The 13480-nt window shown below is 36.1% G+C and carries 14 protein-coding genes and 1 pseudogene; 5 read left to right on the top strand and 10 right to left on the bottom strand.

Annotated features, from left to right (window positions below; translation table 11 throughout):
- Positions 1 to 11 precede the first annotated feature (11 nt).
- Positions 12 to 827 carry an electron transfer flavoprotein subunit beta/FixA family protein gene (locus tag P9E47_RS11690; RefSeq protein ID WP_003330064.1) on the bottom strand — a complete coding sequence of 272 codons (816 nt, stop codon included), beginning with the start codon at positions 825 to 827 and terminating at the stop codon, positions 12 to 14.
- A 524-nt stretch (positions 828 to 1351) separates the two neighbouring features.
- Here P9E47_RS11690 and ric point away from each other — a divergent pair.
- Complete coding sequence (gene ric, locus P9E47_RS11685) at positions 1352 to 2056, top strand: iron-sulfur cluster repair di-iron protein (protein WP_003330066.1); 705 nt, start codon at positions 1352 to 1354, stop codon at positions 2054 to 2056.
- A gap of 106 nt (positions 2057 to 2162) precedes the next feature.
- Here ric and P9E47_RS11680 read toward each other — a convergent pair whose 3' ends face one another.
- From P9E47_RS11680 to P9E47_RS11665, 4 genes are all read right to left on the bottom strand, one after another.
- Entirely contained in the window at positions 2163 to 2366 is a 204-nt protein-coding gene (locus tag P9E47_RS11680) for a hypothetical protein (protein ID WP_003330067.1), read from the bottom strand.
- A gap of 608 nt (positions 2367 to 2974) precedes the next feature.
- Positions 2975 to 3160: a hypothetical protein gene (locus P9E47_RS11675; protein WP_003329243.1), complete on the bottom strand. Its 186-nt coding sequence runs from the start codon at positions 3158 to 3160 to the stop codon at positions 2975 to 2977.
- 93 nt (positions 3161 to 3253) lie between these two features.
- Positions 3254 to 4564 carry a globin-coupled sensor protein gene (locus P9E47_RS11670; protein ID WP_326163528.1) on the bottom strand — a complete coding sequence of 437 codons (1311 nt, stop codon included), beginning with the start codon at positions 4562 to 4564 and terminating at the stop codon, positions 3254 to 3256.
- A 114-nt stretch (positions 4565 to 4678) separates the two neighbouring features.
- Entirely contained in the window at positions 4679 to 6043 is a 1365-nt protein-coding gene (locus P9E47_RS11665; protein ID WP_326157690.1) for a TrkH family potassium uptake protein, read from the bottom strand.
- A 162-nt stretch (positions 6044 to 6205) separates the two neighbouring features.
- On the opposite strand from P9E47_RS11665, the gene P9E47_RS11660 reads away from it, so the two are divergent.
- Positions 6206 to 6538, top strand: coding sequence for a YolD-like family protein (locus P9E47_RS11660; RefSeq protein WP_003329240.1), 333 nt, complete (start codon positions 6206 to 6208; stop codon positions 6536 to 6538).
- A 62-nt stretch (positions 6539 to 6600) separates the two neighbouring features.
- Entirely contained in the window at positions 6601 to 6711 is a 111-nt protein-coding gene (locus tag P9E47_RS11655; RefSeq protein ID WP_233276214.1) for a DUF6254 family protein, read from the top strand.
- A 121-nt stretch (positions 6712 to 6832) separates the two neighbouring features.
- Here the strand turns inward: P9E47_RS11655 and P9E47_RS11650 are convergent, their stop codons facing one another.
- Together P9E47_RS11650 and P9E47_RS11645 are read right to left on the bottom strand one after the other, a co-directional pair.
- Complete coding sequence (locus tag P9E47_RS11650) at positions 6833 to 7984, bottom strand: aminotransferase A (RefSeq protein ID WP_003329239.1); 1152 nt, start codon at positions 7982 to 7984, stop codon at positions 6833 to 6835.
- A gap of 99 nt (positions 7985 to 8083) precedes the next feature.
- Positions 8084 to 9547 (bottom strand): ATP-binding protein, encoded by a 1464-nt coding sequence (locus P9E47_RS11645; protein ID WP_003329237.1) that lies wholly within the window; start codon positions 9545 to 9547, stop codon positions 8084 to 8086.
- Between the two features lie 157 nt (positions 9548 to 9704).
- Between P9E47_RS11645 and P9E47_RS11640 the strand changes: the two genes are divergently transcribed.
- Entirely contained in the window at positions 9705 to 10883 is a 1179-nt protein-coding gene (locus P9E47_RS11640; RefSeq protein WP_003329236.1) for a M20 metallopeptidase family protein, read from the top strand.
- Positions 10884 to 10931: 48 nt separating this feature from the next.
- Here the strand turns inward: P9E47_RS11640 and P9E47_RS11635 are convergent, their stop codons facing one another.
- Together P9E47_RS11635 and P9E47_RS11630 are read right to left on the bottom strand one after the other, a co-directional pair.
- Positions 10932 to 11396, bottom strand: a complete 465-nt coding sequence (locus tag P9E47_RS11635; RefSeq protein WP_003329235.1) for a hypothetical protein — start codon at positions 11394 to 11396, stop codon at positions 10932 to 10934.
- A gap of 113 nt (positions 11397 to 11509) precedes the next feature.
- Positions 11510 to 12448: a cell wall hydrolase gene (locus tag P9E47_RS11630; RefSeq protein WP_003329234.1), complete on the bottom strand. Its 939-nt coding sequence runs from the start codon at positions 12446 to 12448 to the stop codon at positions 11510 to 11512.
- 163 nt (positions 12449 to 12611) lie between these two features.
- On the opposite strand from P9E47_RS11630, the pseudogene P9E47_RS11625 reads away from it, so the two are divergent.
- Positions 12612 to 12773 (top strand): annotated as a pseudogene (locus tag P9E47_RS11625) (alpha/beta-type small acid-soluble spore protein); the annotation flags it as partial.
- A gap of 32 nt (positions 12774 to 12805) precedes the next feature.
- Here P9E47_RS11625 and P9E47_RS11620 read toward each other — a convergent pair.
- On the bottom strand, positions 12806 to 13444 hold the full coding sequence (locus P9E47_RS11620) for a phosphatase PAP2 family protein (protein WP_003329232.1): 639 nt from the start codon (positions 13442 to 13444) through the stop codon (positions 12806 to 12808).
- Between the last annotated feature and the right edge of the window lie 36 nt (positions 13445 to 13480).

Here is a 13480-nt window from a genome sequence, read left to right as displayed (position 1 = left end):
CATCCCCCTATTTACTGCCCGAAAAGTTCGCTCTTTTCAGCAAAGATAGTTGATACGATTTCCTTAACCTGTTCATTTGGGCTGCCTTCTAAAATTTTAGCCTTTTCAGGCGGCTGTGGTGCCCACATCTTTCCAACAATCGTTGGTGAACCTTTTAAGCCAAGTTGTGCAATATCTACTCCTTCAAAATCGTCAACTGTCCAAATAACCGGTTGATACCTTGCTGCTTTAATCATATTTGGCATTGGTGAATATGAAACTTCGTTGATTTCTTTTTCGACAGTAATTAAACATGGCAGCTGCGATTGGATCACTTCGTAGCCATCTTCAATTTTACGGTGAATTTTAATATACTTTTCGCTTTCATTCACTTCATCAATTTTTATGACTTTTGTAACAGGTGGAATATTTAACCGTCTTGCTATTCCAGGTCCAACCTGTCCTGTATCCCCATCAATGGCATGTAAACCGCAAATCACTAAATCAATTGGATCATTTTTTGATATTTTATCGAGAGCATTGTACAATGCATAGCTGGTAGCCAATGTATCCGCACCGGCAAACCTGCGGTCGGTAATCAGATAGCCTGCATCTGCTCCAATTTCGATACACTTCTTAATAACCTCTGTAGCTTGTGGTGGCCCCATCGATAAAACGGTAACCTTTCCACCTACCTGCTCTTTAATACGAACTGCCTCTTCCACGGCATGACCATCATAAGGATTCAATATCGCAGGAACTCCACGGCGGTCCAATGTGTTCGTTTTTGGATTAACCTTGATGATTTTTGTGTCTGGAACTTGTTTTACACAAACAACGATGTGCAAAAGAAACACACTCCTCTCGAATAAACCACACTTTTTTTAGAAAACCGTAAATCAAATACACCTTGGCGTATTTGCGCCCAGATTTTTTCGAGCTTGCTCGAAAAACTACCTCTGAAAATCGCAAGGCTCGCCGGAGGCTTAACTTTATTCAGTAGCGAACTTCTGCTGAATAAAGTTAAATGTTATATTAAAAGAGTTTAGAAACAAGAATACTATTTCTATTCTCTAAATAACCACAATCTAAAAAAATTAAAGCAAACGTTTTCAATGTTTTAATAATCCAATAACACTATTCCCACCGTAGTTACATTAACCTATGTTGTTATATATATTTTCAATTGTACAATTGTTCACAAACTTTTTAAAGAGTAATTTTGACAAATTTGCAAATTTTTTAAAAACATTTTTCGAACATTTTTTTAGACAAATAAAAAACGTTAAATCCATCTGTGATTTACATCACTCACATGGTGTAAAAGTTATTATATATTTAATATAAACTACTATTAGGAGGTACATGATTTATGTCATTAATAATAACAAGCACAATGAATGTTGGAGATATCGTTACACAATATCCACAGGCTGCTGACTTATTTAAAAAATACAAAATTGATTTTTGCTGCGGTGGAAATCGACCTCTACATGATGCCATTCTTGAAAAAAACTTAAACGAAGATGAAATTGTACAGGCGTTAAATGAAGGCTATGAGAAAATGCAAGCAATGAACACTGAAACTACGAACTGGCAAGAAGTTTCAAGTGCAGACCTAATCGATCATGTAATGCAAACACATCATGCCTATTTAACCGACGAGCTTCCAATGCTTGGACAATTCGTTACAAAAATTTATCGTGTACATGGTTCAAACCATTCTGAACTAGGCGAAGTGTACAATCATTTTCATGATTTAAGCAAGGAATTAATGGAACACATCATTAAAGAAGACGAAGTTATTTTCCCTCTAATAAAAGCATATGAAGCTGGCCCTACTTCAGAAAAACTTGAAGAAGTTAAAGCAGCTATTACTGAGCTTGAGAAAGAACATGATCATGCTGGAGATTTATTGAAGCTTATCCGCGAAATTACCAATGATTACGAATTACCAGTGGATGCTTGTATGACTTATACAACTACATTCCAAAGATTAGAAGCACTTGAGTCTGATATGTTTATCCATGTTCATAAAGAAAATAACATCTTATTCCCACGTTATTTGAATAAGTAATAAGAAAAGCGTAAGCGCCCGTTCAGCGAAGTTTACGAGTCGCTGGGCGCTGAAGCTAGACAATGTTTGAAAAAATTAATAGACATGAGTCACCCCATGTCTAGAATTAATATCCATAATCCCAGTCAACAACGTCCTCTTTGAAGCCAATAACCATTACATTTCCTAAATCCACTTTGTGATTGTTAAGAGTACAAGTACAATTTTCATCGCCGCATTGTTGCTTAATTTCCTCCAAAGTTTCCTTCTTAATATCCTCTAAAACGATAACCTCCTGTTGATTACGGTAAAGTACAGCTGTACCCGCCATAATTCAATGCGCCACCTTTCATTTTCTCTCACCATTTTTGTTCTCTATATTTCTCATTATACGCCTGTCTATTTTTTATACCATAAGTTTGTGAATAATTTCACATTTATGGCAAAAAATATAAAACATTTTGTTACAAAACAAAAAATCAGATTCTACTAATATGAAAAGTGTTATAATTATTTATATCGACAACTTCGGTTTAAGCGCTTTCAATCGCTGCTAGATAAAGGACCCTCTACAAAATAGAGAGTCAAAAATAGAAACTAACTAATCATATTAGTTATCATTATAAAGATCACAAATATATTGAATTACAGATTGGTCTTCTGTTTTTGTTTGCTTTTTATCTTCCGGCTTTACCTCAACTGTATTTGGCATTTAAAATCTTCCTTCCTGCTATTTTGGTTTTTAAATTTATCAATATTTTCTGATAATTTTAAACCCGAATGCTCATTTAGTCAACACCATAATCAATAATTTTTCCTAGAAATTTGTGTCATTTTTGCGAAAGCAATATCATAAAACCAAGGAATATCCGAATATTGTAAAAAGTATATAAAAAAGGCTGCCGATATGACTGGCAGCCATCACTTAAATTTAAATTATTAATCTCTTATCGGCAGCTTCTCATTTTTAGGAGAAGGAAATAAAGGCCGGTCACCGTGACCTTTATAGTCGCGTAAATATTCCTTTAGCGCCTTTTTCACATTTTTTCCTAAAGGAAGCTTTTTATGATCGGATTGTTCGTCTTGCTTATCAAATTCGTCATTTTCAACTACAACTTTAAGCATCTTGACAAACCTCCTTTAAATAGATTGGAGTTTCCCCTAATTAAATTATAATAGATTTAGGCAAATACAGAAATAGGCAATTGCTCACTTATCCTAAATATATCTTACTGTCTCATCCAAATGTTCAGCTGAAGCAGCTACTTTCTCAGTTGCGGTCCCAATCTGCTCGATCACCTTTACTAATCCATCTACTTTATCCTCTACACTTTGAATTTCTTGTATTGATTCATTAATGGACTTCGAAATATTTTCAAACGCTTCGCTCGTAAAATTGGACTCGTTCTCTCCCTGGACAACCATTGCTTGCACTTCATTAATCGAATTCACTACTTCTATTGTATATTCATTAGATTTACCAATTAATGTACTTATTTCAGAAACTGATTTTTTTGTCTCATCCGCGAGCTTCCGTACCTCATCCGCTACAACAGCAAATCCTTTTCCATATTCCCCTGCCCTTGCCGCTTCAATCGCTGAATTTAATGCCAGCAAATTGGTTTGTTCAGCTATATCCTGGACAATGGAAACAACCTTTTTAATTTGTTCACTGGAATCATTAAGCTGTAAGATGATCGACTTCATATGGGCTGTACTTTCTGTAATCGATTGGATTTGATTTTTAAGGGCAAGCATTCTGGTTTGTCCTTCCCTTGCTGCTTCCCTCGTCATTTTTGACTTGTTTGTACTGTTCACTACATTAAAGTTAACTTCCTGACTGCTGGCGATTAATTGTTGAACTGAGGCGCTTGTTTCTTCCGAAAGTGCGGCAACTTCCTCACTGACATACCTGACTCTATTCTTTAAATCACATTTAACCTCTTCATATTGCTTTTCTTTTTCTAGCATATTTTCCTTGTGATATTCATCAAGAACAAGCTGTATTTCAAAGTTTAGGAGAATTGTAAAGGCAATGATAAATTCACGGATGGAATGGCGTCCGCCAATATTCTCGAATATTAAGTTCATTACTGAGATTTGAATATTTTGCAAGGCTGCCATATACCACTTTGATTCAAGCTCAATATCATAATGAACTTTTGCAACCCTTTTTCGACTTTCAATAAAAGAATCATCTATTCTACCGCTAAACATTTGGATCAAATACTTCTCGAGAGTATTTTTCAAATGCTCAATCGTCGAATATTTCTCGATGATTTGTTTTAAATCCTCCACCGTTAATATTGAGGCATAAAATGAGTCTATAATTACATCAATATTTTTTTTAATTAATGGCTGAAGGGCTTTGATTAATTTCAAATGATTGACATCTAAATGGATCAAGTCCATTTGCTTTTTAATTTCTATATCTGAAATATTGATTAAAACTTCCATATCCTTAGCTTTACTTAACCATTCCCCATCCACGATGACATCATCATTAGAAAACCGTTTAAAGAAGCTCATTAAATCATCCTCCTCTACGAACACTAAAGTTAATTATATCAAATATTTTTTACCTAATTAGCAAAATTTTGTTAACAAATTGAAAGCAGGGCTAAAATTCCAGCCCTGCTTTCATTACCCAATAATAATCTTTTCTTTCGGAAAATGGTATTTCTCTTCCTTTTCTTGACCACGAATTAAAAATAGGAATGAAAAGATGCCAATTCTTCCAATGAACATTAAAGCAATAATTACTAATTTTCCAAGGATGCTAAGGTCAGGTGTGATCCCCATTGATAAACCGCATGTCCCAAAAGCCGATGCCACTTCAAATATGATTGGTAAAATCGGAAATGATTCAAGATAGGATAATATCGTAACAGCTGTTCCACAAAGGATAAGCGCTGTAGATATCACAACAAAAGCCTTTGTAATATCCAACGGATCAATTTCTCTATTAAATACTTTTATTGTATTTCTTCCCTTTGCGTAAAAGATGATACTTAAACACATAATTGCAAATGTTGTCGTGCGAATTCCTCCGCCAACACTTGAAGGAGATGCACCAATAAACATCAATATTGCCATTATTAATACTGTCGGTTCTCTAAATTGTGTTATATCCAATGTTGCCAAGCCCGCACTTCGGGTTGTCACAGATTGGAACAATGAATAAAAGAGGGCCTCATGCCAACTTTTCCCTACGTAAAAATGGTTCCATTCAAGCATCAAGAATACTAAAGTACCAAAAATAACTAAAGCAAAAAAGGTAGTGGCTGTGATCTTTGTAAATAATGAAAAATGAAAAGGATATTTCCCTTTATGGGTTAAATAGTGCTTTACTTCGATTAATACAGGAAAACCAATCGCACCCAACATAATGAGAAGCATCGTAATGAATTGAACAAAATAATCATGGGCAAATGGCGTAAATGATGCTCCCGTGATATCGAAACCAGCGTTTGTTGTTGCACTTATTGATACAAATAGGCCATTTAAAAAGGCCTCCCGCCATGTTGAAAAGTATTTTAAAAAATATGTACCTAAAATTACCGCACCTGCTGCCTCAATCATTAGAATTAAATATAGTATTTGTTTAGCCAAATAGACAAGCCCGGAAAATGTTGATTGATTATGGTCAATTTTAATTAAAAGTCGTTCCTTAAAACCAATTTTCTTTCCGATAATAAGCCAAATAAATGTTCCTAAAGTCATGATGCCGATACCGCCAAACTGCATGACAAACATTAAAAGAAAATACCCGGTGACACTGAACGTATCAACGATCGGCACAACCGTTAATCCTGTTACACTAATAGCACTTACGGCAGTAAATAACGCATCAATAAACCTTAAGGTAACTCCTGGCTTGTGAGCAACCGGGAGGGATAATAATAACGTTGAAAAAAGAATCGAACTTAAATAATATAGAACAATTAACTGAACTGATGTCAGCTTCAATAAATTTTTCTTGCGTTTTTTTTCTAACAATATTGACATAAGTTTCTCCTTATTAATGATCAAAACCATAGTCCTTAGTTTACAATGTCCGCCGAAAATGTCAATGTGACTTTGCTCAAAACAAGAACATACGCTCTTTTACAGGAACAAACTTTCGTATATAATAGAACTAAATCAAAAAAACGAAAGGTGGAAGTCCATTTGATAAAAGATCGTGGCACGATTAAATGGGCAGCAATGATGCTCCCTGAGCATGTTCATGAATTAAGAGAGCTGTGGGAAAAAGATAAAGAAGTGGCCGAGCGGACAATTGATGAACAGAAAATAGAATTAATCGATTATGCGATTAAAAGTGCACTGACTTCCCACATGGAGGTGAAAATTACCTTTTATGAAGGCAGAACCTACATAGAAAAGCTTGGGCATATAAGAGAAATAGATCCGTATACAAGTATACTCAGCCTGCTTACTCCTCAAGGTCAGAAGTTAAAAATACAGATCAATCGTATTGTAGATGTAGAACCGACTGAATAGAATAAATCCCCTCCATGCCACAAATACTAAAAGATGACTTTATGGTAAGGAGATGAATTAGATTGACTCAATCAAAAGGACAAAAAGAGCGTCAATTTAGAAAACGAAAAAACGCACAAAATTCCCATGGAAAAATTAAATCGTTTAAAGAATTAGCAACGGAAAAAGAATAGGTAGAAAAGCGGAAGCACCCGTTTAGCGAAGTCCACTAGTCGCTGGGTGCTGGAGCTAGACATTTAGGAAAGCCACCGCATGTTGATGTGGTGGCTTTCTTGGATTTAAACTTATATATTATTAATTATTAACAAATTGTTCAATTCGATTTAAGGCCTCTTCAAGCGTTTCCATTGAATAAGCGAATGACAGCCTTACATAGCCTTCACCATATTTTGAAAATGCACTGCCGGGAACAACAGCAACACCGGCTTCCTTGACTAATTTAGTTGCAAATTCCAAGGAAGACATATTGAAACGACTAATGGAAGGAAACATATAAAAAGCACCAGTTGGTTCATTAACATCAAATCCTAAAAACCTTAACCTTTTTAAACCATAGTGCATACGCTTCATGTATTCGTGCTTCATTGTCAAGGCACTATTAATACCCTTTGTTAGTGCTTCGAGTGCTGCATATTGCGAAATACTAGAGGCGCAAGCAACACTATATTGGTGAACCTTCAACATGTACTTAGCAATAAAAGCAGGAGCGCACACAAAACCGATCCGCCAACCGGTCATTGAATGAGATTTTGAAATTCCATTCACAACGATTGTCTTTTCTTTCATTTCAGGAAAGCTGGCAATCGACTGATGACTCCCTTTAAATACTAATTCACTATAGACTTCATCAGATAATACAAAAACTTCTTCATCCTTTAGAACATCAACAATCTCTTTTAAATCCTGTTTAGTGAGCGTACATCCTGTCGGATTAGATGGATATGGCAGGATAATGCATCGAGTTTTCTCGGTTAAATGGTCTTTGATTTGTTCAGCCGTCAATTTGAAGCCTGTTTCCCTTGTATCAACGAATACAGGAACCCCTCCAGCCAATTTTATTAATGCTTCATAGCTTGGATAGGCAGGGCCTGGTAAAATGACCTCCGAGCCACTTTCAATGATTGTCCGAATCGCAATATCGATAGCTTGGCTCGCACCAGCTGTTACAATAATTTCATCCTCAGGGTTATAGTTTAGACCATATTTACTTTTTATAAAATGAGCTACAGCCTCCCGCAAACTAAGTAAGCCCGCATTATGAGTATAAGTGGTCAAATCTTCGTCAATCGCCAGTTTTGCTGCTTCCTTTACCCCTTCCGGTGTGGAAAAATCAGGTTGGCCAATTGTCAATGAAATAACGTCTTCATATTCGGAAACCATATTAAAAAATTGTCGTATTCCAGAAAATTGAATATCCTTTACATTCGGATTAATTAAATGCTCCACCTTTATCATCCATTTCCATATAAGATATCCTAATCAAAAGCAGAAATTTATTTTTTATTATAAACCACAAAAAAACAATCTTCTACAAAAAACACTTTTTTACTCTATAAACGGCAGTTTAACATATACACTGGTCCCTTTACCAATTTCACTGTCAAAAAGAAGCTCACCTTCATGGTCTTCCAACAGTTTTCTAGTAATCATTAATCCGAGACCTGTTCCCTTTTCTTTTGTTGAATAAAAAGGTTCGCCAAGTTTTTTTAGACGCTCCTGTGTTATTCCCGGTCCATCATCTATTACAGCCACTGTAAGCATTGATTTTTCTCTATTTACTTCCCCGATAATCTTAATTTTTCCCTTGGCTTGTATAGCCTCCATTGCGTTTTTAATAATATTAACGAAGACCTGCTTCAAATGATTGGCATTACCTTTTACTTTTAATAAAGAAAGGTCATTAAGCTCAACTATGATTTCTATCCCCTTAAGATTGGCCTCCCCTTGCATTAGACCAATGACCTGCTCTAATATCGGTCTGAATGGCTGGACCTCAAATTTTATCTCTTGCTGTGGTTTCGCAAGGAATAGAAACTCGTTTATAATTGATTCGATTCGATCCAATTCATCCAGCATAATTGATGTATAAGTAGGGGGAACAGTCCCTTCTGACTGAATAATTTGTAAAAAGCCCTTAATAGACGTTAAAGGATTACGAATTTCATGGGCAATACCTGCAGCAAGCTGACCTACTGTTGATAATTTTTCTGACCGTGTAAGTAGTTCTTCCCTTTCAATAATCTTTGTAATATCCTCTGTAATCCCTACAATTACCTCTAAAGTGCCATCTTTAAAAACAGGTAAGCCCTTTAATCGCATCCATTGCATCGGTTGATTCGGCTGCTGATAGCGAAACTCAACAATGGATTCTCTCTCCCGCATTTCTTCACAAGCTTCCTTTACCTTATGAAGATCATCTCGATTAACCCGTTTCCAAACTTCATCTAATTTTTCTTCAAACTCCTCACTAAGAAATCCCAGAACATGTTTTGTTGCCGGGCTGACATAATACCATTCCTCCATATCAGGTGAGGCAATCCAAAAAATTTCACCAATATTATTGGCAAGCATATGAAAACGTTCTTCACTTTCAATTAAGGCCTCTATCATTCGAACCTGTTCTGTTACATCCTGGGCAAAAATAGAAAGCCCTTCTTTAGTTGGGTAGGCACTAAACTGCAAATATTTATTGAAGTTCGGTGTATACTCTTGAAACCTTACAACCCTTAACTCTTTCATAGCTTGATGAATATTATTGTAAATTCCTGGATGTGAATCGATAGGAAAAACCGACCAGAGGCTTTCACCAAGAAGCTCCTGCCGTTGTTTTTTAAAAATACTTTCGAGCGAATTATTAATAAAAGTGAAGCACCATTCACGATTAATCGCACAGAAACCATCAGAAATACTTTCTAATAGCTCATAATGCCGTTTATTTGAAGTCCGCAAAACTTCATTTAGCGTTTCCAGCTGTTTTTGTAAATCGGAAAAGTTTTCAGTTTGTTTCATTTTAAAGTCTCCAAAAGAAATATTTATAGTCCCTTTAATACATTCTACAAGTTAATAACACATTCCTGTCTTTACTTTTTCACTTCTTTGTTATAATGAAATTATCTCAAAATTCACCCATATAATGTAGTAGAAAACTTTGCAAGGGGGCGCTGAAATGGAAGCGTTATATGATAAATTAGATTCATTATTTTCGGAAATGGTAGAAATTCGCAGATACCTACATCAGAATCCTGAGTTATCATTTGAGGAAGTCGAAACACCTAAATATATTGCTGAGTATCATAGGAAACTCGGTCATGAAGTTCGAACAGAAGTTGGCAAACGCGGCGTAGTTGCCTACCTTGAAGGTGGAAAACCTGGCCCAACAGTAGCGCTTCGTGCTGATTTTGATGCTTTGCCTATTCAAGAAGAAAATGAAGTTCCTTACAAATCAAAATACGATGGAAAAATGCATGCATGCGGGCATGATGGGCATACAGCAACATTATTAGTATTGGCAAAAGCGTTAAATACTATGAAAGAGGAACTAAACGGGAATATCGTGTTTATTCATCAGCACGCTGAAGAACTTGCTCCCGGCGGGGCGATTGCGATGATAGAAGACGGCTGCTTAGAAGGTGTAGATGTGATCTTCGGTACACATTTATGGTCTACCATTCCTTTGGAGGATATTACATATTGCCCAGGACCATTCATGGCTGCAGCCGATCGATTTGAAATTAAAATTCAAGGCAAAGGTGGACATGGCGCCCTTCCCCATCTGTCTAAAGATTCAATTGTCATTGGTTCACAATTAGTATTGAATCTTCAACAAATTGTCAGTCGTAGAGTAGATCCTTTAGAACCTGCCGTACTCAGCATCGGTTCCTTTGCGGCCCAAAACGCTAACAATATTATTGCAGATACGGCACGGATCTCAGGTACGGTTAGAACTTTAAGTGAACAAACACGTATCGTTATCGAAAAAGAAATTGAACGCATCCTAAAGGGTGTTGCTCTAAGTGCTGATGTTACTTATTCATACAGTTATAAAAAAGGCTATCCACCTGTTGTAAACCATGAACAGGAAACAGAATTTTTGGCTCGTGTCGCAAAAACGGTTCCCGGTGTTAAAAATGTGCGCCAAATAGCTCCATTAATGATCGGTGAAGATTTTGCCTACTATATGCAGCACGTAAAAGGAGCATTTTTCCTTACAGGTGCCATGAATCCGGAATGGGAAACTGTGTATCCACATCACCATCCTAGATTCAATATAGACGAGCGTGCCATGCTCATAGCTGCGAAAACATTAGGAAGTGCAACATTAGTTTATTGCAATGAGAATAGGTAAGAAAGAATGTAAAAAGACTGAGGTAAAAAACCTCAGTCTTTTATTTACCTATCGAGTTCTCATATTACCGCCGACGCCGTTTCCGTTGCCGTTTATACCGCGATTATTGTTAAACACACCATCGTTATCATCATTTCGACCCTTAATTAATGGGTTGCGATCCTCATTTGGTTCTTCACCAGGGTCTGGCTCGGCGTTATCGTAATCGACGTCAACAAGATCCGGATCACCATTCCGGTAATTATTATTATACGTGCCAAAGCCATTATTACCATTTCGATTATTATCGAAGATACCGTTATTATTATTTCGATAATCATAACGGACATCATCAGGAGCCAGCCTGTCGTTCCAATTATAACGAACGTTTTCTGTATTAACACCACGATTTTTATAATTTACACCTGTAGTACCATTGCCATTATTGTCGTTATTATTGTCATTAGCACCACAACCTGCTAAAAGCCCAACAGAAAGTAAAGAAGATGTAACGAAAATCAATGATTTTTTCATGCTTGTCCCTCCATAAAAATTGTTTTTCGTACAACTTTAATATGCCCACAATTTTAGGAGTCATGAAAAGTCAAGATTAAAATCCTCCCTCCAGAAATGGAGGATTTTGCATATTACATTGTAAAGCGATGATTCCCAATATCTAATACAACTTCTCTAGCTAATAAAAACTGATTTGTCGTATTTGCTTTGTTAAAAAAATAAACTGCATTTTTAACTGGTTTTTCTCCCTGGAGAGCTTTTTTAGCGGCCTCAATTGAGCTTTGGCTCGGCTTTACAGAATTAATTCTCCCAGTCGACACCGGTGTAAACTGTCCCGGTTCATTAATAATGGCTTCAATCGTGTCAGGAAAGCGACTATCGTTGATACGGTTGACGATTACATTTCCAACTGCAACTTGGCCGATAAAAGGTTCATCCCCTGCTTCTGCTTCAATTAATGTTGCAAGTAAAAGTAGATCATCCTGATTCTCATTCTTCATGACCGATGGAATGACAACTTTCAGCTTTGTTTTCGGAGAGACAGTACTTGATTGTAGGCTATTTCTAACCTTAATTAGTTGTTCAGTTGTATTAAATTTCGCACTGATTGAAGATAAACTGTCCCCTTCTTGCACTTCATAAAGTGGCACTTGATTTAATTGAACAGTATTATCCATCCATTTAACTTTCAAGTGTAACAGTTCCGATACATGGCGAATTGGTAGATACATTCTGTCATTCCGCATTAAAGGGGAAACATCCATTATGTATTTAGAACCATTAATTTGTACTCCTCTAGAACCTGCAAAAAATAGGATTTGATCATTTATTGGCGATTTAATCAGAACTTTTCGTTCTGCACCATTCCATTCAACAGCCGCTCCTAGTTGTTCGCTAATAAATCTAATTGGAACAAACAGGCGCCCACTTTCAACAAAAAGCGGCTCTTGAAAAGACACTTTGTGATCATTAACAAAGATTTGACAACTAGGACTAGAATGAGCGTGTGCGAAGGTTGGCAATAAGATCAGCAGCCCAAATAAAATGAGCAATGGTCTTAATACTTTCATATTCTCACCTCTTTTTCTAATACTTTAGAGTTTAGCATTGGATGGTATAACACTTCATTAGTAGGTCACTGGATAATTTTCCTTTTTTAGGAAGGAACAAAACTAAATTTCGGGGGAAAAATAGGATAAAAGGAGGAGTCTTATGCCAAACCAAAATAAAGGCAAATATGAAATAGCAAATGAGCTCGGGATCCCTTTAAATAAGGGATATAACGGCAATATAACAGCAAGTCATGCTGGTAAAATAGGCGGAGCAATTGGTGGAAATATGGTAAAGGAAATGGTAAGAATGGCTGAACAGCAACTCGCAAATAACAAGCATTGATTTTTGTCAAAAAAGTGTCTGACATCATGATGTCAGACACTTTTTTCACTTATTTTTATTCGATAAGATAGAATGATACATAAAGTCAACCACAATCCCCCGCTTAAGAATCCCGCAATAACATCACTTGGATAGTGAACTCCTAAATAAATTCGACTTAAACCAATACATAAAATCATAATACCCAAGAGCCATGGTATGAATAAGGCTTTGTTCGTTTTATTTTTTAGTTCTTGGTAAAGTAAAAAAGATATAAAGCCATAAAAGCCAATCGAAATCATAGCATGTCCACTTGGAAAGCTATATCCGGTAACTTCTACTAAACGTTCACTCGTTGGGCGCGGACGTTCAATAACAGCTTTTAAAAAGTGATTTAAAAACCTTACTCCAAATAAATTAATAACTAGTAAAACAGGAAAAATGAGTTTTCTTCGTAAAAACCAAAAAACAATCGCAACCAAAAATAATATCGGAAATTCCACTTTATAAGAACCAATTGTTGTTAAGACAATCATAATTACTGTCAAATCATCAGATCTAAATTGTTGAATGAATGTACTAATTACCTGATCGAATCGTTCAAGTCCCTCCGAACCAATCCTTAAACTAATCCCTAAATACGTAATTATGATAAATAATATAAGAAGAAATGTTTTTTTGTATATAGACACGTTATTCATCCTTATGTGCTAGAATTATAGTAAAAC

This window comes from Schinkia azotoformans, from assembly GCF_035811335.1.
GTDB lineage: Bacteria > Bacillota > Bacilli > Bacillales > Bacillaceae_J > Schinkia > Schinkia azotoformans.
Note: the sequence above shows the minus strand (reverse complement) of the source record. Positions and strands in the feature narration are given on the sequence as shown.